The sequence below is a fragment of the Flavobacterium sp. PL02 genome (genome assembly GCF_035013205.1).
In the GTDB taxonomy this organism is placed as follows: Bacteria; Bacteroidota; Bacteroidia; order Flavobacteriales; family Flavobacteriaceae; genus Flavobacterium.
On record NZ_JAYGJP010000005.1, the window covers coordinates 75,336 to 91,586 of the forward strand.

The window sequence follows — 16,251 nt, forward strand, 5'->3', positions numbered from 1 at the left end:
ATAATTAATTACCTAATTCCAATTGATTTTTTACTAGTTCAAAATATTTGCCTTTTAGTGCGGTTAGCTTTGAATGCGTTCCTTCTTCAACAATTTTGCCTTGTTCAAGCACTACAATTTTATCGGCGTTTTTCACTGTGCTTAATCGATGAGCGACAACTACGACAGTTCTTCCTTTAAAGAAAGATTCCAGATTTTCAAGAATTACTTTTTCATTATTGGCATCAAGAGAATTGGTGGCTTCGTCAAACAATAAAATATCTGGGTTTTTATATACAGCACGGGCTATTAGAATTCTTTGTTTTTGCCCAGCACTAATTCCATTTCCTTCCATTCCAATCTTAGTAAGAAAACCTAAAGGCAATGTTTCAATAAAAGGCAGGATATTTGCCACAGTAGCCGCGTATTCTAAACGGGCTCTATCGGGTTCTTCTACCCCTACAGCAATATTGCCACTTACAGTCTCACTGAAAATATAACCATCCTGCATCACACTTCCAATTCTGGATCTCCAGTGTTCAGGAATGATCATCTTTAATTCCTGATTTTTAGAGAGTAGTTCTTTTTCATTGGTTAATAATGGCTCATTTTGTGCTTCCCAAATTCTAATACTACCTTTGTATTTATCGTCATAGAATTTTTGTATAATTTTCAAAATTGTCGTTTTTCCACTTCCGCTCATCCCTACAATAGCTGTGACTTTTCCAGCCGGAATCTCTAAATCAATATTTTTTAGTACTTGTTCATCTTCGCCAGAAAAATAACCGAATGTTAAGTTTTTGATTGATATTCCAATTTGTGCATTTTCTGTTTTTGAGGCTGAAACGGGGCCTTCGGGTTCATCTTCTTCCTGATGTATTTCATTTAGTCGTTCTAATGCAATATTTGCATCCTGGAATTCCTGAATAAAACTGATGAATTGCTGGATGGGACTATTTAGCGCTCCCAGAATATATTGAATAGCTAACATCGCACCTAAGGTTAGATCACCCTTAATTACTGATGTAGCAACTATAGCTGTAACAAGAAGATTTTTCCCTTCATTTATAAATAAAGCACCTGCCGTTTGTGCCTGGTTAAGGGATAGATTCTTAAAACCAATACTGAAAAGCCCTCTTTGCATATTTTCCCATTTCCATCGAAAAGGTTTCTCTGCATTGTGCATTTTAATCTCCTGCATACCTTGCACCATTTCCAATGTGGCGCTATTTTCTCTGGATGCTAAAGCAAATTGTTTATAATTAAGCTTTCTTCTTTGTTTTAAAAACAACGTAACCCAAAAGATATATAATGCACTTCCAATGATAAATATTAAAAACACCTGAAAACTATAGAGTAGCATTACAAATGAATAAACCACTAGATTCATTAAGGAGAAAAGAATATTGATGCTGTTTCCGGTAAGGAACCGCTCTATTTTATGTTGATCACCGATCCTCTGCATAATATCGCCGGTCTGCTTGGTATCAAAATAAGAAATAGGTAAACGCATTAATTTTTTCCAAAAATCAGTAAGTAGCGAAAGATTAATCCTTGTACTGATAAATAAGAGTAGTCCTTGTCTGGAAAATTCTACGATTGCTCTTCCCAGCATTAATACGAATTGCGCAACAAGGACAATATATATAAAATTAATATCTTGTGTATTTATACCTTTGTCTACAATACTTTGTGTTAGAAATGGAATCATTAGCTGAAGAACACTCGCTACCAATAAACCTAAGATGATCTGAAAAAAGTATCCTTTGTGTTGAAATAAATAACCTGATAATTTACTCCATGAGAGTTTCTTATTTACCTGCTTTTCATGGCCAAACTCGTCTTCACTGTTATTGAATTCAAGCGATGGTTCCAGAAGCAAAGCAATTCCTTTATGTTGAGTATCTCCTAACCACATCTGTTTAAATGTGTCCCCCTCAATAGTCAAAAGACCATCTGTGGCGGGATCTGCAACTAGAAAATTCCAATTTTTAGGACTGGATTTGGTATTGGTTATTTTATGTAATACCACAAAATGACTGCTTTTCCAATGCAGTATAGAAGGCAGAGGGATGTCCTTTAAATCTTCAATACTAACTTTAACTCCTAATGTATTAAATCCTATTTGTTCGGCAGCATTGCTAATGTAATACATATTAACACCTTGCTTACCTGTTTCACAGATTCGTCTTAATTTGTTAATACTGTACTCTTTTCCATATTGTTTAGCTACCATTCTTAAACAGGTAGCACCACAATCCATTTTGTCCAATTGTTTATAAAAAACGTATTTCAATTTGGTAGATAATTAAGGAAATTAAAATTAAATTTTGTTTTTAAAACCCGATTATAGTTTACAATACTTATTGTTTTTTGATTAATTCCTGTAAGCCATAGTGAGAGATTCCTTTTTGTTTTAAAGGATTCAGACTCCATTCTTCCCACTCACAGGTATACGGGTTGTAACCACATTTTAATGGAGCAGAATAAATATCATCCGGCACATCGATAAATGCTCTGCAATCAGTACAGACATGTCGAAATTCGCAGTCCTGACATTTCGTTATTTGATCCTTTGTAATGTTCCAGTATTTTTTAAAATAGGGATTAGCCACAGCTTCTTTTAAAGTTGTATCTCGAATATTTCCATAACTTTCTTTCATCGACGGACAGTTTTTAATATTGCCCTCAGTATCTATCGCGATTTTACGGTTTAAACACGTATTAGAATTTAATGATTCTGTATAATGCAAAACGTTAATTGAAAATTGCTCTAACTGTACTAAACCACAATGCAGATTGTTTGTAATATTTTTATCCGTTAATACCGCAGTTCCTGAGAAATCATCTGGTTGTAGTATTTTATATTCATCCGCTGAAGTAATAATTAAGTTTTTAACCTTACGATTGAATTCTAAAAAATGGACAATGTTTTTTTCGTCTCTTAAATAATTATTTATGGGAAGTACTATTTCCAGAGATTTAATCTGATTTTCATTTATTAACGTTAGAACTACATCCAAATCTTCTTGTTCGACTGGAGAAAAAAAACGTAACTGAATATGATTGCAGCAAAGTTCCTCAAGCTGCAAGAAAAATTGCTCGTTAAGAAATTCAATAGTACCATTGCTATCGATTATACAATTTGTAATATGGGCAGGAAAACGCCATTCTTCAGACATTTTCGGAAAAATTGCTAATTCATCACTATCGCAATAGAAGCCTAATTCATTGTCGATTAAAAATTCTATATATTCATCTAAGATTGGATAATGTTTTTCCTCAATAATTTGCTTTGTTTTCAGCACATTAATGGCATTTACCTGTTGATCTATGAGATCATAAAGTGACAAAGGAATAAAGAAAATTTGTTCTCTCTGTATGTCTACAATAGCAGCTCTGCTACTGCCTTTTGTAATAGTACAACAACTGAATATTTTAATATACATTTCTATCTTAATTTCACTATTCGGGAAAGGGGTTTGTAAAATTTATTTGTACTCAGGTCGATAGAATTATATTTACCAAAAGACATTTCTCTTACGTTTATTTCTATTGCGTTATTTTCATATACATTAATATCCCAATAGTCAACATTAAGGGGGAGTATTTCTTTATTGTCATTTATCCATTCTCTTATTTCAGAAGTTATTTTGTCTTTATCCATAATACATTAAATCTTCTGCAATTTCTTTGCTTATTGGATAATTGCAATTTTTCTCCAGCCATTGGTACTGTCCAATTGGATTAACTTCCAAAAAGACATATTCATTATCTATAGAGTAGATTAAATCCAAAGAGCCTGTGTCTAAACCTATACACTGCATAAATGCTGTAATCTTGTGTTGTATCTCATCCGGTAACGTATAGGGAACAGTTCTGTTGGGCATATCTTTATCGTAATTCCTAAAATCTATTTTGGTTTTTTCATTTCGTTGTGAAAAAATAGCCATTGAGTAAAATTTACCTCTTAAATAAAACACCCGCAATTCATATTTTTTTTCAATATATTGTTGAAATAATGCCGGTGTACAGTTTTCAATGTTGGTGTTTTTAAAACTTTCGGGAGTAATAATCGTAGTTGCTAAAGTCAATGAACAATTGAATCCTGGATAGTTTTCAAGAGTCATAACGTCAATATCTATAGCTTTGGTTATTATCTTCGAAGGACACAATGCAATAAATTCATTTAATTTTTTCGTTTTCCCAGTGACAATGCTTTTAGGTACCTTTAAGCCTGAACGCACTGCCAGAACCAGCATCTGTATCTTGTCAATTGTATTATCAGCGTATTTACCTATAGCATTCTTCCCTGAGGCTAAATCCACTTTGGCATAGGCAGAATCAATCTCTTTAAATAAAGGTGTACTAAGTTTCTGAGCCAAATAAGTAAGGTTTTTTAGCTTGTTTTTAGGAGTGCGTAAATTTCCTCTTCTGTACCAATACGAACTTATTTCTTCAAGATCCAATTGAGTATTTTCAAAGCTAAATACAACTTTCTCATCGATAGTAATACTCTCGACAGCGATGGAGTCATTTAATCGTAAGACCGGATCACTCTTGGAAAAATATAGCCAATCCAAAACGTCATTCGTTGAAAAGTCATCACGAATGCTTTGTATAACAATCATTCTTTTATAACCAATGGTTGATTCAACGAATAAATGCAAAGGAATGGATCTAAAAAACAATAATCGCCTCTATAGTATAGCTCATTTTTAGTATGATAGGCAACTTTACGAATATAGTCTTCGATAGGCTCTAGGTAAATTTCGGCTCTTTTTTTATTGATAGCATCAAGTTCCTCCTTAGTAATTGGATCATAGGGAACAGCTACAGGATAATCACTGCCTTGGTAAAAAAATCCCATTGCGAATCTTCGGGCATCATAGACGCCCTTTTTCACATTTTCAAGTCCTATACTATATATTTCTTCCTCTGGCAATCCACGTGTATGCCAAAGCATCATATCAAAATTACCTACATTGGTAGCTTGAATTACACCCTCCTCCAGCACACCAACTTTTTTGTAACTGGGAAAACCATAAGTATCGATAAAAGCATATAATTGCTCTCTTACTTTTCGATCACAACTTAAGAGATTATCTTCGGAGCCATTATTTCTGCAGTCTTGATCCATCTTGAAGATTGCATCCATTTTTTTTGCTAATAAGGGCATTTCACTCTTCATTACTTTCTCATGGATGTTTTTATAATCTTTTGTAACAAAATCAATGTATGGATTCGGTTTAGGGTCAGAGTGCAAAAAGTATTTAATGAATTTTTCTTTATCCTGACCTAATGCTGCAAGATCATTAAAGTATTGTATAGACTTAATGGTATCTTTCATAAAATAAGAAACGGCAAACGCGTTAAATTTATCGGAAGGAAAAGAATAGCCCGTTCCAAATGCCTTTTCATAATTTTTTTTAGCCTCAGGTAGTTTATTATCAATTATTGAAAGTTCCGCCAAATTTACAGTATAGTAGTAATCTCTTAGTAAGTTTTCGCTCTGGGCGTAGCAATTTAAAGTCAGATATAAGCAACAGATAAATATATAAAAGTGTCTTTTCATATTGATTTATGATATGGTATAATATAGTATTGAATAATATGAAATGGAATGATACTTAATTAGTTTAAGTACCATTCCAAAATCAAAAAATAAATAGTTTAATAAAAATAGATTAAACTATTGTAACCCAATTGCCTTTCATGTCTTGCAACTCCAGGCAGGTATATTCTCCTGTATCCAAATCTTGAGTAAATTTGTCAGCTTTTACATAGTACTTCACTCCTTTATGAACAAACAGCATAGGTTGACCTTCTCGAGGTGATTGGCTGCTTCCTTCTCTCTCTGCACCACCTGTAACATTTTTCAATTGTTCTTTAGTAAGTGGTTCAAATCTTGCAGATTTTAATGTTTCTAATTGCATAATTAATAGATTAAAAATGGTTGATTAATCCCTTTAACGCATATGGGTTTAGCGCTTCCTTTATTTCATTTTTTCTTTGGTCTAATAAAAGGTAAGACCTCAATCTATCGCGACTAAATATTGTTATATTGACTGTAAGTTTTATTAAAAAAACAAACAAAACATTATCATTATGATGATAATGGTAGTAATTCAATTAAAATTTAAAGGTATTTTTATGATATTATTGGGTCGAATGTAAAAAGAAAACTGATACAGATAATTACTACAAATACAGAATTAACAAATGAGATAGTAGAACCCCCATTGGTGTTAATTATTTTAACAGTTATAAAAAACCTTGCCTAATTACTTCTTTTACAAGTGTGGTGTCATCTATTACTCCAAAGATTTTCTTTAAATCTACAATGCGTCTTTGAATCGTGCTGGCAGCTAATGGTATTACTTCTTCCAGCTCTTTAACTCTGTACCCTTTAGCTAAGTAAAAAAGAATTTGTCTGTTGGTGTCTTCTACCATTAACTCCTTTTTCCAAATTTCGCTAACATATTCTTTTACCAATACACTTTGATACAGATTACCTTCTAAGACATGGGTAACAATATTGGTAAAACTTGACGTGGTTACATCTGCTTTTACAGCGATCCCTTCAGGTTTGATTTTCCTAATAATATCATAAACCAGTAGCTTTTGCGTATGTGATGTTATAATTATGATTTTGCAGTTTTCAAAATATTTTCTAATAAGGTTAGCCAGGTCAGCTCCGGATAAAATATTTTTCTCTTGATAAATAGGTAAAGAATAATCGAGAATCGCTAAATCAAAAAATAATTCATGATTTAAGTTAGCGTATTCAATCGCAGTATAACACTCTTTGCAGTCAAATGCTTTTGTAATAAAAAGAGGCTTGTAGGATGCAAAATCTTGTAGAAGTACATTTTCATATAATTCTACATTCATAGGATGGTCATCTACGATAAGAATGTTCATTATTCAAATTTTTAAAATTGTAATCTAATCTGTATGATTTTTAAAGAGAACTGTAGAATAAATCTAATCCATTAATTGATAAGTTGTTTCAGAAGATTCAAATTTTGATGTTTTATTTTGTGATAAAAATACTACTTACTTTCTTCTCTCAAATATATACACAACTATTTACTATATTTACCTTACTCACTTTTACCGGTATCCTACAAAAAATAATTATGCTGTGGTCTTTTGAATAGAGGAAAAATCACAATCATAATTGCCGAATACCACATCCCTGAGACCAGCGCATAACGGCTGGTCTTTTTTGTATGGTTAATTTTTCGAAGTTGTCCTGTTTGGCATCCCTTGTCTGGGTCGCGCTTTTCATTCCAATCTTTTCTCAAAAGAAAAGGATTTCCATTACAATCACTGATGCTTTTTCTCTTCCATAACTTCAAAGGTCTTGCTTTGATTATTCTTTATGATACACTACTCCCCAATAAGTCTTTTCCGAAAGTGACCTCAAAATTTGTGAAATAATTTGAATTGAATTCCAACTCAAAACGGAGTAAAAGGGCAGCCAAGATAGTGCCCGCCGTATGCCCCGTGCGCATAATGGCTTCGCTCACGCTTGCGCCACCCTTCGGGACTTATAGCACTTCGCATCCGTTAACCGGTCACTTGATTCTTGCTTTCTTTTTTCCCGTTTTTTCTTTTGAAAACAATTTTTTGTAGGGATTGGGGAAGAAATCAAAACAGTAGTAATCATTAAAATTTTACATCATGGAAATCACAGGACGCATTACAAAAGATGCCACAATTTACAAAGTGAAGAGTGACAAAGAGGTGGTCAATTTTTCAATTGCCATCAATGACAGTTACAAACCCAAAAACAGTTCCGAGGTAAAGGAAATTACAACCTATATCGATTGTTCGTACTGGTTAAGCGCAAAGACTGCCCAGTGGCTTAAAAAAGGCGCACTCGTACAACTATTCGGGCGTATCGGTCTGAATGTGTACAGCAGTAGCGATGGTAAACCTTTGGGTAGCCTTACGTTTCATACCAACAACATTAAAATTTTGGCTTTTGCCAAAAAAGCAGAACAGACCCAAACCGAAATAACACCCCAATCCATTAAGGGAGTAAAACAAGAACCCGCAGACGACCTGCCTTTTTAATCCATTCAAACAGTAACATTCTAAATTTAAATATCATGGCACATCATATATATTATAACGAGCAAAGCCAAAAACACAGTTTTTTCAGCGTTAAAGAAAAAGCATGGCACAATTTAGGGCAGATAATTTCGGACTACCCAACAAGCGCAGAAGCTATTGCGCATGCTGGATTAGATTACGAAGTCGAAAAACGCAAGTTATTTACACCCTGTTCTCAGGAAATTATTGTAAATAATGAAACCACCCACAATAAAATCGAAGTACCGAATTATTTCAGCACCGTACGCACCGACAATGATACTGTTTTGGGTGTAGTGGGGAAGGACTACCAAATCGTGCAAAACCGTGATGCCTTTTCTTTTTTCGATAGCATCGTTGGCGGTGACGGCATCCTATACGAAACCGCAGGGGCTTTGGGTAAAGGCGAACGCATTTTTATAACTGCTAAACTACCCAATTATATCAGGGTCGGCAATGACGACCTTATCGAAAAATACCTGTTCCTTACCACTTCACACGATGGAAGCGGGAGCATAACAGCCGCTTTTACTCCCATACGAATTGTATGCGCCAATACCCTTAATGCCGCTCTGAACAATAAAACCAATACCGTACGCATTCGTCATACCTCCAATGCCAAACAACGTTTGGAACAGGCGCATAAGGTAATGGGCATATCAGATATGCTATCATCACAAATGGAATCCATTTTCAACGATTGGACAAAAGTGCGCATCACAGATAAAGAGGTTAAAAAACTCATTTCGTTGGCGCTTGTTCCCAATAAGGAGGTTTTAAAATCCATACAGAACGGTAAAGAAGACGAACTTTCTACCTGTTTTACCAATATGGTGGATAGTGCTTTTGAGTATGCCATGAGTGACCCCACACAGCTAATGGACACCACCAAAGGAACGGTGTTTGGGGCATACAACAGTGTAACGGGTTACTTTCAGAATGTCCGAAATTATAAAGACGATGAGGCTAAATTAACCTCCCTTTTAATGGGTGGTACAGGACAGCTACGCACACAGTCCGCATTCAATTTGTGTATGGATTTTGCGAGCAAAGGAACAGATGCATTATTGCTAAACTAATCTCATAGGTACAGGCGCAACCTACCTGTACCTCTTTTTATCCACTTAAAACGCAACATTATGAATTTCTTTCAATCCCTAATCGCTTTGCAGGTTGCAGGCGATTGGAAAATAAATATAGCCAAAGAAACTACCGACAGGCTTATCGTATCGGTACTATTTTTTAATGATACCATTGGCGATGAAGCGCGTAAAAAAGTACCGCCCATACTGCTTAAAGGTACAGCCGAGGAATTGGATGCAGGATTTTTTGAAGCTATTGCAGAGCCTGTAAAAGATACGGCACAGCTCTTTACCAATATGGAACACTTCCTCAAAGAATCAGCACAGGCAAAAATCAGCTCCCAAATGGAAAAGGACAATATCCTTAAGATGGGCAAGGAAAAAACTGAAATGCAGAAGAAATATGAAGAAGCCATGAAAAAAGCCGATGAACTTGAAGCGATAGGCAAATTCAAAGAAGCATGGATGAAAGTCCCCCCTGCTGACCTATATCCCGAACATAAGGACATGATTCACAAACGCAAAGCGGAACTCTCCGATAAGTTTCCAATAGACCTTTTTAACGACCCTAATACTTCAGCACCATGTTAACAGCCACACTATTAGAAAGAGTTTTTTCCTTTAAAGATAAAGAGCAGGAGATAAAACTTGCTGACCCGTGCGCCTCATTTAGCCCCGAAGCGGTACTGAACTTTTATGCGCAGACCTATCCCATACTAACAACAGCAACCATCGAAGGACCTGTAATAAATGATGATGCCGTACACTACAAATTTGTATCACAAATAGGCACAAAAGGATAAACCATGAAAACGAAATCCATAACAGGCAGTATCAAATTGCCTAAAACGAAAAAACTATGCAAACTATACCAACAGTTAGGCAATTGGGCAGAAAACACCAACCGTCTCCCCGATGCTCAACAAGTAAAAAACAACAAGCCTGTCTCAGTTTCTTTGGAACTCTTACCGATGGTTTTTTAAAACACCAGTTGTTACCGTTATACGAACAAGGCGAGGAAATACCAAACTGCGAAGAATCCGAAAAGGGATTTTTTGATTCATTGAACATCCTGACAGGATTATATGGATTCGAGCAGATAGAAGTAGAGTGTCAACCCTATCCGTATAACATCTTGTTAGCGCATCAGTATGCTCAAAGACAACTTAAAAAGTCAGGTCAGGACATAGAACTTACCATTATGCAGGAAGATGATGGAATCATAAAATTGGCAACCAATCACAGTTATAATACAGGCACAACACTGTATTATATTCCAGTGCTTCCTTTGTACCGATTATTGCAGGACAAAAAACAGAAACGAATTGCTGAACTTCTCTTGTCTGTGTTTGGGTATCTCTACCATATTGCAGGGATTCCGTACTACAGGGAGAATCATACCTATCTATTTTATCAGTATGAGTGTATGGAAGAATGGATGATAGATGATTTGGAAAGTTGCGATAGTGATGATGCAAACAATGAATTTTTAGAATTTAACGAGGCAAACCACTATGGGGATATTATGCTTCGAAAAATATACAATCCCTATCATCTGAATGTTTTTAAAAAGCGAATAGATACCTACAAGCCAAAGTCTTCTTTTAGTCGGGATTGCCTTAGCGTAGCACAAAAAGCGTTTACCCTGTTAACCGATTATCCCGATGCCAGTATTTTCCGAAATACCCTGAATCAGGAACGTGAAGAATATGATAGCATTATTCGTGCAGAACAATACATCTCTTTTATAGCGGACAGCGATGGTATGTTATATGAAAATATTGCTCGTGTTGTGAATGATGAGTTCAATGAATGTGGGGAAATCGAAGAACCCACACTACAGCAAATCTATGATAGCGAAAGCCGTCCGTCTAAAGATAGTCTTGATTTTGAATACCGAATTTTCCCTTTGATTAATGAACTATGTACCCTTTTAAACCATGTACCATGAAAGACATAACAGCCGACTTCGGAACATTGTACAACCCTGTAAAAGCTCTTGTTATTTATCAGAAATATGCGTCTGACAAGACTATTTATGTGGAAAGCTATGACATGGACAAAAATGGTTATCCTACCAATGCGCATCCCTTAAGTTTAAAAGAAAGTACACAGCTAGCCAATGCCTTAGATACTTCTGACGAACTTAAACGCAACTTTTTGAAACCTTTAGGACTGCTACCTAAAAATGTACTGTATATCAATCCCGACCATGATGGTTATGCCATTTGGCATACCCCTTCACAAAAGGCAGATTTGTTTTTTGTCGAGAGTTTGGGTATTCCAAATGGCAAGGCATCAATACCTCCTTTGCTTTGGAAAGCCTCTAAAAACACGCTTTGGATATACGCTTTGGACGGAACTACAGCCATTACAGAAACGACCTCTTTATACCATGCCCCCTACTTTAATCTATACTCCGATGGTAGGGTTTGCATGGGAACCGTTTCAGTCAATATTAAAACAGATTGCCTATTGGAAGAATTTATTCAGTTGTGGGAACAATACTTTTTTAACAGTTATTTCAGCCACCTGATTAGCGAAAAAAGTCCAGTAAAAGGAAACATCATTCAGTTGTGGCAAAGCCTTGTAAATACCCGAAAAAAGTTCCCTATGAAAGTGCTGATAAAAAACGGTCTAACCCTTAATAAATTACTGTCATGAACACATTAAAACCAATGCATTACACCGATAATTACCTGATAAATCCAACCAATCCAATTACAATAAATCTTATTGGTGCAGGAGGGACAGGAAGCAGGATGCTCACAGAACTCGCAAGAATGAACCATAGCCTTATGGCTTTAGGGCATACAGGATTACAAGTCAATCTATACGATGATGATAGGATAACCCAAGCCAATCAGGGGCGACAGCTTTTTGCTGATACCGAAGTAGGGTTATACAAAGCAGTAGCACTCATTAACCGAACCAATCGTTTTTTTGGTACGAATTGGAAAGCCATAACACAGCAGTTTTCTACAGCAAATCTTAAATCCCTGCCCAACCGTGGTAAGGCAAATATGTATATCAGCTGTGTCGATACCGTATCGGCACGATTTGATATTGCAAAAGCGTTACAGGACTGTATAGGAAACAGCAGTTGGGAACGCAATAAATCACTCTATTGGCTCGACCTTGGTAATTCCCGAAATACTGGTCAGGCTTTTTTGTCTACTATCGGAGAAATCAGGCAACCAACATCCAAACTATACAGGACTGTGGCAAATCTTCCAATGGTTACCGATGAATTTAAAGAACTGTTAGAAGCGCAGACAGAAAACAAAGAACCGAGTTGTTCGCTTGCCGAAGCACTCGAAAAACAGGATTTGTTCATCAATGCTACGCTAGCAAGTATGGGGGCTTCTTTACTTTGGAAGCTGTTTCGTGAAGGCATGACAGCCCAAAGGGGATTCTTTTTGAATTTGAGTAATTTCAGGTCAGAACCCATAATGGTGGGCTGATACCCGCCGCCCCACAATTGCACTTCCTTCGTCGGGACAATTGCGGGGCGTTCTAATCGGATGCGCCCACTTGCACAGAACATGCCTTTATAGGCAGTTCATGCAAGCGGGCACGAGGTTTTTATTACCTCCAAGGATAACTCCTCTACAATGATGTCTACTTAAACTTAAAACTATTTAAGAGCCGACTATCTATAATTAAATATCAAACATTTTTTATTTTTACTTACAAAACACATTAAATCTTACAAAATTCATGTATTAAAAATGTATAAGGTTATAAAATAGAATATATTAGCATAATGAAAAACACTACTATTATTACAAGACTGCGTTTCAAGATTAAGTCTAGAATCAAATTGACAGGTTCTATGTTATAATGAGTATAGAATATATTTTGAAATAAATGAGAAAAAGTCTTTTAGATCTGATTAATAAAACAATTGTATATAAATATGATTTGCCCAATAGCGGTGCAGGAATTTTCAGTACTATTTACTCAACTGAAAATGACAGATGCTATGCTGCAAATGACAAAGATGATATTGCTGAAATAATATTTAACTCAATTATTGAGTATTCTTTTAATGAATTTGATATTACAGGAAAAGATTATCAGGCATTGCATACTGTCGCATTGCGAAATAAATTAAAATACAACCCGGCTGCCACCGAAGAAACGAAAATAAAATATGGTTTTTTTGGTGAAGTTTTGCTTTACAGCTTACTTATGGTCATGTTTAAAGCGAAGCCCTTAATTGCCAGAGGTTACTTTTATAACCCACTTGAAAATGCTGAAACAAAAGGCTATGATTCATACCAGTTAGTGGAGAATAAGGGAATTACTGAACTCTGGTTTGGAGAAGTGAAGTTTCATATAAGTCATATTTCAGGTATAAACAGTGTGATGGAAAATATTGATAAAGCACTATCAGATTGGTATTTTGAGAACAATATTATAGCTATTCATAATCATAAGAACAACTTGAATCTCAAAGGGTCTAAAATTGAAGTAATATTAAACGAGTGGGAACAAAATCCTATAATAAAAATTGGTGATGAGATCAAAAAACATGGAATAAAACTAGTATATCCAATACTACTTCTCTATGAAGATGATTTAAAAGGATATGATGGGAACATTAAAAAAATTCCCGAATACATTAAAAAAAAATTTTCAGCAAAGAAATTTTCATTATCAATCGATTACAGCATATTTTTTATACTGCTTCCTATCGAGAAAGTCAAAGAAACTAAATTAAGTGTTATTCAATGGATAGAATCAAGGAAACCGCCAATGTTGTAATTGAACTAAACAAGTACAGAAAAAATGAAATCGAGGATTACGATTTAATCAAAGTTGTATGTGATTATTTTGATGAGGTAAAAGATGAGCAAATTGGATATGCAGATCTATGTTTCTTAAAATATATTTCAAATGTCGTTGGGATTCCACATTTCTATGATCTTCTTTCAAAGTTTGAACAACAAACAGAAATAGAAAATTTTGATTTAAATACCTTTTCTTCAATTTTATATGAAAGTACCTTACATACAAGCGAAAACAATAAGGTACATAAATATCAGAAAGAAATTTTGGAACTTTTCAGTATTGGGAAGCTGAATAGATTTTTTTTATCTGCCAGTACCTCATTTGGAAAAACACACATTGTTTTTGAAGTAATAAAAAAAATGGACTATAAGAATGTTGTCCTGATTTTTCCAACAATTGCTCTGTTATCAGAAAATCTGGAGAGAATAATTTCAGACGGCAATTATGTCTATTTCAAAGATAATTTTACAATTCATACCTTAAGTGAGGTAGAAAATTTTGGAGAAAAAAATCTTTTTATATTTACTCCGGAAAGATTTTTGTCATTTATAGAGAAAAATGAAACCAATATTCATTTTGACTTTGCTTTCGTAGATGAGGTATATAAAATAGATAACGATTATATTATCGATGAAGAAGTAAAAGAAAATGAGAGAGATGTTGCGTACAGGCTTGCTGTATTTTATACGTTAAAAGAAAATGTGGATGTACTCCTTGCTGGCCCTTACATCGATTTTTCACAGCCTGGTGACCAAAATTATAATAATTCATTTAATAGTTTTCTATTACAAAACGAGATAAACCTCATTGATTACAACAACTACGAAATCGTAAATAAATCATACAACGAAATTAAAACTAAAAAGCAGATCAAAATTGATGACGCCTTAACTTTTAACTTTCAGACTAATGATAAAGAGAGAAGGTTGATCGAAATAATTAAAACAATAAAGGAGATAAATGAAAATACTATTGTTTATTGCTCATCAAGAAATGGAGTTGAATCTTATGCAAAGAAAATAATAGCGTCTGAAATTTTAAAACAGCATGATAGCTCTAATTATATTGATTTTATTACACATACTTCGAAGAACTTTAATGAGCGCTGGGTTTTGATTCAGGCTTTAAAATATGGTATAGGTATTCATCATGGACTTATTCCTAAATATATTCAAAAAGAGATCATTTCCCTGTTCAACCGAGGCGAGTTAAAAGTTCTGATCTCCACAACAACAATAACGGAAGGAGTGAATACTTCTGCAAAAAACCTTATAGTATTACACAGTAAAAAAGGTAATAAAGACCTCAAAAAATTTGATGCAAAAAATATTGCGGGAAGAGCAGGAAGGTTTCTATATCATTACAGTGGTCGGGTTATGGCTCTTCAGAATGATTTTATGGACGCAATTAATTCTAAATCTGAAGGAATAAAACACAAAAATTTTGATCTTGATGCCCCAAAAGATGAAATAGATCTATACTACACAGGTGACGAATTCTTATCTCCAGCTGATAAAGCTAAACTAGAAAACATCAAAGCTGAGCAATTACAACGGAATATTCCAGACTTTGTATTTGAGCAATACAAGGTAGTAAGCCGTGTTGATAAGATAACAATATATGACAGAATAAAAGCACTTAACCCTTCAGAGAGGGAATCCATTCATGTGCTTATCAGAAATCTTAACTTTAGAATGGATATAGATTACAATGGATTTGAAACGATACTAAAAGTGATTGAACCTATTGTAAAAAATCAGAAATTGAAATTCTTCATCGAATTTAAAGGAAATGGGCAGTATTCAACATTAACTAATTTAGTCCATTTTTATCTTATAGGAGGATTTTTGGGTTCTATGAGATATAAAATTGAACACGGAAAAACTATTGATGAAGCTATAAAAGATACTGCTGATTTTGTGTATAATATGCTAAAATATCAGGTAGTGAAATACTTAGGAGTCTTTAATATTATGTATAAGTTTTGTATTTCGCAAGAGACTAGTAGACCTTTTAAAGAAATTACAGGAATCGATAAATTGCTAGTAAAACTAGAATATAATGCCTTGACAGAAAAAGGAAGAATTGCAAGTGATTTTGGAGTCCCGTCAAACATTGTTGAATATTATGAAAATGAAAATAATTCTGCAACTATCCGAGAAGGATTTGATTCTTATGAGTTTGAAATATTTAAAAAGATAGATCATATTATAAATAAAACTGATTTCACTTAAAATTAAGTTTCTTAAGTACCTGACACCTTAATCTCAAAACTATCAGTGTTATAATA

Annotated in this window: 17 protein-coding genes; 10 read left to right on the plus strand and 7 right to left on the minus strand. The window is 34.5% G+C overall.

All coding sequences use genetic code 11. The annotated features are described in order from the left end of the window. Positions 1–4: 4 nt before the first annotated feature. The 7 genes from SHI72_RS15395 to SHI72_RS15425 all read right to left on the minus strand — a co-directional run bounded on the left by SHI72_RS15395 (position 5) and on the right by SHI72_RS15425 (position 6,903). Positions 5–2,275: a peptidase domain-containing ABC transporter gene (locus SHI72_RS15395; protein ID WP_323490561.1), complete on the minus strand. Its 2,271-nt coding sequence runs from the start codon at positions 2,273–2,275 to the stop codon at positions 5–7. 67 nt (positions 2,276–2,342) lie between these two features. Then, complete coding sequence (gene gwsS, locus SHI72_RS15400; RefSeq protein WP_323490562.1) at positions 2,343–3,428, minus strand: grasp-with-spasm system SPASM domain peptide maturase; 1,086 nt, start codon at positions 3,426–3,428, stop codon at positions 2,343–2,345. 2 nt (positions 3,429–3,430) lie between these two features. Beyond that, positions 3,431–3,646 (minus strand): hypothetical protein, encoded by a 216-nt coding sequence (locus SHI72_RS15405; protein ID WP_323490563.1) that lies wholly within the window; start codon positions 3,644–3,646, stop codon positions 3,431–3,433. Continuing rightward, positions 3,639–4,610: a grasp-with-spasm system ATP-grasp peptide maturase gene (gene gwsG, locus SHI72_RS15410; protein WP_323490564.1), complete on the minus strand. Its 972-nt coding sequence runs from the start codon at positions 4,608–4,610 to the stop codon at positions 3,639–3,641. The genes SHI72_RS15405 and gwsG overlap by 8 nt, the downstream gene beginning before the upstream one ends. Beyond that, complete coding sequence (locus SHI72_RS15415; protein ID WP_323490565.1) at positions 4,607–5,452, minus strand: hypothetical protein; 846 nt, start codon at positions 5,450–5,452, stop codon at positions 4,607–4,609. The genes gwsG and SHI72_RS15415 overlap by 4 nt, the downstream gene beginning before the upstream one ends. A 214-nt stretch (positions 5,453–5,666) precedes the next feature. Further along, a complete protein-coding gene (locus SHI72_RS15420) occupies positions 5,667–5,915 on the minus strand; it encodes a bacteriocin (protein ID WP_323490566.1) in 249 nt (82 codons plus the stop codon). Positions 5,916–6,243: 328 nt separating this feature from the next. Next, positions 6,244–6,903 carry a response regulator gene (locus SHI72_RS15425; protein WP_323490567.1) on the minus strand — a complete coding sequence of 220 codons (660 nt, stop codon included), beginning with the start codon at positions 6,901–6,903 and terminating at the stop codon, positions 6,244–6,246. A gap of 765 nt (positions 6,904–7,668) precedes the next feature. Here SHI72_RS15425 and SHI72_RS15430 point away from each other — a divergent pair. From SHI72_RS15430 to SHI72_RS15475, 10 genes are all read left to right on the plus strand, one after another. Continuing rightward, complete coding sequence (locus SHI72_RS15430) at positions 7,669–8,064, plus strand: single-stranded DNA-binding protein (RefSeq protein WP_323490568.1); 396 nt, start codon at positions 7,669–7,671, stop codon at positions 8,062–8,064. Positions 8,065–8,099: 35 nt separating this feature from the next. Next, positions 8,100–9,161 carry a DUF932 domain-containing protein gene (locus SHI72_RS15435; RefSeq protein ID WP_323490569.1) on the plus strand — a complete coding sequence of 354 codons (1,062 nt, stop codon included), beginning with the start codon at positions 8,100–8,102 and terminating at the stop codon, positions 9,159–9,161. A 60-nt stretch (positions 9,162–9,221) separates the two neighbouring features. After that, positions 9,222–9,755 (plus strand): prtrc system protein e, encoded by a 534-nt coding sequence (locus SHI72_RS15440; RefSeq protein WP_323490570.1) that lies wholly within the window; start codon positions 9,222–9,224, stop codon positions 9,753–9,755. Continuing rightward, positions 9,749–9,967, plus strand: coding sequence for a PRTRC system protein C (locus SHI72_RS15445; RefSeq protein ID WP_323490571.1), 219 nt, complete (start codon positions 9,749–9,751; stop codon positions 9,965–9,967). Before SHI72_RS15440 ends, SHI72_RS15445 begins: the two co-directional genes overlap by 7 nt. 3 nt (positions 9,968–9,970) lie before the next feature. After that, positions 9,971–10,147 (plus strand): hypothetical protein, encoded by a 177-nt coding sequence (locus tag SHI72_RS15450; protein ID WP_323490572.1) that lies wholly within the window; start codon positions 9,971–9,973, stop codon positions 10,145–10,147. Positions 10,148–10,155: 8 nt separating this feature from the next. Continuing rightward, the gene (locus SHI72_RS15455; RefSeq protein ID WP_323490573.1) at positions 10,156–11,115 is read left to right on the plus strand and encodes a hypothetical protein; all 960 of its coding nucleotides are present in this window, start codon (positions 10,156–10,158) and stop codon (positions 11,113–11,115) included. Further along, on the plus strand, positions 11,112–11,828 hold the full coding sequence (locus tag SHI72_RS15460) for a PRTRC system protein B (RefSeq protein WP_323490574.1): 717 nt from the start codon (positions 11,112–11,114) through the stop codon (positions 11,826–11,828). Before SHI72_RS15455 ends, SHI72_RS15460 begins: the two co-directional genes overlap by 4 nt. Continuing rightward, on the plus strand, positions 11,825–12,628 hold the full coding sequence (locus SHI72_RS15465) for a PRTRC system ThiF family protein (RefSeq protein ID WP_323490575.1): 804 nt from the start codon (positions 11,825–11,827) through the stop codon (positions 12,626–12,628). The genes SHI72_RS15460 and SHI72_RS15465 overlap by 4 nt, the downstream gene beginning before the upstream one ends. Positions 12,629–13,034: 406 nt before the next feature. Then, positions 13,035–13,934, plus strand: a complete 900-nt coding sequence (locus tag SHI72_RS15470) for a Hachiman antiphage defense system protein HamA (protein WP_323490576.1) — start codon at positions 13,035–13,037, stop codon at positions 13,932–13,934. After that, a complete protein-coding gene (locus SHI72_RS15475) occupies positions 13,901–16,195 on the plus strand; it encodes a helicase-related protein (RefSeq protein WP_323490577.1) in 2,295 nt (764 codons plus the stop codon). The genes SHI72_RS15470 and SHI72_RS15475 overlap by 34 nt, the downstream gene beginning before the upstream one ends. Positions 16,196–16,251: the final 56 nt, after the last annotated feature.

Excerpts from the sequence above, each read along its gene's own strand:
- gwsS (WP_323490562.1), bottom strand. The coding sequence starts at position 3,428 with ATGTATATTAAAATATTCAGTTGTTGTACTATTACAAAAGGCAGTAGC.
- SHI72_RS15405 (WP_323490563.1), bottom strand. The coding sequence starts at position 3,646 with ATGGATAAAGACAAAATAACTTCTGAAATAAGAGAATGGATAAATGAC.
- gwsG (WP_323490564.1), bottom strand. The coding sequence starts at position 4,610 with ATGATTGTTATACAAAGCATTCGTGATGACTTTTCAACGAATGACGTT.
- SHI72_RS15420 (WP_323490566.1), bottom strand. The coding sequence starts at position 5,915 with ATGCAATTAGAAACATTAAAATCTGCAAGATTTGAACCACTTACTAAA.
- SHI72_RS15425 (WP_323490567.1), bottom strand. The coding sequence starts at position 6,903 with ATGAACATTCTTATCGTAGATGACCATCCTATGAATGTAGAATTATAT.
- SHI72_RS15430 (WP_323490568.1), top strand. The coding sequence starts at position 7,669 with ATGGAAATCACAGGACGCATTACAAAAGATGCCACAATTTACAAAGTG.
- SHI72_RS15435 (WP_323490569.1), top strand. The coding sequence starts at position 8,100 with ATGGCACATCATATATATTATAACGAGCAAAGCCAAAAACACAGTTTT.
- SHI72_RS15440 (WP_323490570.1), top strand. The coding sequence starts at position 9,222 with ATGAATTTCTTTCAATCCCTAATCGCTTTGCAGGTTGCAGGCGATTGG.
- SHI72_RS15445 (WP_323490571.1), top strand. The coding sequence starts at position 9,749 with ATGTTAACAGCCACACTATTAGAAAGAGTTTTTTCCTTTAAAGATAAA.
- SHI72_RS15450 (WP_323490572.1), top strand. The coding sequence starts at position 9,971 with ATGAAAACGAAATCCATAACAGGCAGTATCAAATTGCCTAAAACGAAA.
- SHI72_RS15460 (WP_323490574.1), top strand. The coding sequence starts at position 11,112 with ATGAAAGACATAACAGCCGACTTCGGAACATTGTACAACCCTGTAAAA.
- SHI72_RS15465 (WP_323490575.1), top strand. The coding sequence starts at position 11,825 with ATGAACACATTAAAACCAATGCATTACACCGATAATTACCTGATAAAT.
- SHI72_RS15470 (WP_323490576.1), top strand. The coding sequence starts at position 13,035 with ATGAGAAAAAGTCTTTTAGATCTGATTAATAAAACAATTGTATATAAA.
- SHI72_RS15475 (WP_323490577.1), top strand. The coding sequence starts at position 13,901 with ATGGATAGAATCAAGGAAACCGCCAATGTTGTAATTGAACTAAACAAG.